Source organism: Verminephrobacter aporrectodeae subsp. tuberculatae At4 (assembly GCF_000193225.1).
In the GTDB taxonomy this organism is placed as follows: domain Bacteria; phylum Pseudomonadota; class Gammaproteobacteria; order Burkholderiales; family Burkholderiaceae_C; genus Acidovorax; species Acidovorax aporrectodeae.
Genome location: NZ_AFAL01000842.1, coordinates 1 through 953, shown reverse-complemented (window position 1 = coordinate 953; position 953 = coordinate 1). Strand labels below are relative to the sequence as shown.

The 953-nt window shown below is 65.2% G+C and carries 1 protein-coding gene; it reads right to left on the bottom strand.

Going from position 1 to position 953, the window contains the following annotated elements:
• Positions 1-953: Ig-like domain-containing protein (locus VTU_RS29560; protein ID WP_010108980.1), on the bottom strand; the 953-nt coding region annotated here is incomplete at both ends.

The following is a 953-nucleotide window of genomic DNA, read 5'->3' as shown; positions in this document are numbered from 1 at the left end:
CCCGTGAGCGCGGCCGCGTTCAGGGTGTTGACTTCGGCGTAGGTGAGCACCAGCTGGTTGCCGTTGACCGTGGCGGTATCGATCACCGGGGGCGTGGTGTCCGTCCGGGTGTCCACGGTGTAGTTGGCGCTGGCGGCGGTGCTGGTACCGGCGCTGTCAGCGTTGTTGGTCACGCCGGAGAGGTTCACACGGATGGTGTTCGTCGCGACGTTGACGTTGGCCGTTGGCGTGAAGGTGGCCGTCCAGACCTTGTTGTCGGTGTCGGGCGTGAGCGCGCCCAGCGTGCCGTTGGCGTTGGTGAGCACGACGTCGCTGGCGTCAAAGCCTTTGACGGACTCGCTGAAGGTGAAGGTGACGGTGGTGGTTTTGCCCGCGGTGAGCGCGCTGTCCGCCAGGGTGATCGTGGCAGTGGGCGGACCGAAGTCAAGGACGTAGGGGCTTTGATTCAAATACCGCGTGATCCCCGTGTTGCCCGCGACGTCGGTGACGTTGCTCAGCTGGATGCCGAGGATGCCGGGCCCTGATCTGCCGGAAGCCGGGGCAGTGAGTGTGAACGTCCAGGTAATACCGTCGGTGGTGTGCAGGTTGGACAAGGTGCCTGTATCGGGCGCAGGGCTCAGTTTGTTCAGGGTGAAACTGTCCCGATTGAGCGCTTCGGAAAAGATGATGGTGGCGGTGGTCGATTCGCCGGCGCCGAGCTTGGACTTGGCGAAGGTGAGGGAGACCACGTCGGGCCGCTTGGTATCCACGGAGTAGTTGGTGCTGGCGGCGCTGCCAGTCCCGGCCCTGCCTGCGGCGTTGGTCACGCCAGCCAGGTTCACGCTGATGGTGTTGCTGCTGTCCTCGACCTTGTCCGTGGGCGTGAAGGTGGCCGTCCAGGTTTTGCCGTCGGCGTTGGCCGTGAGCGCGCCCAGCGTGCCGTTGGCGTCGGTGAGCACGACGTCGCTGGCGTC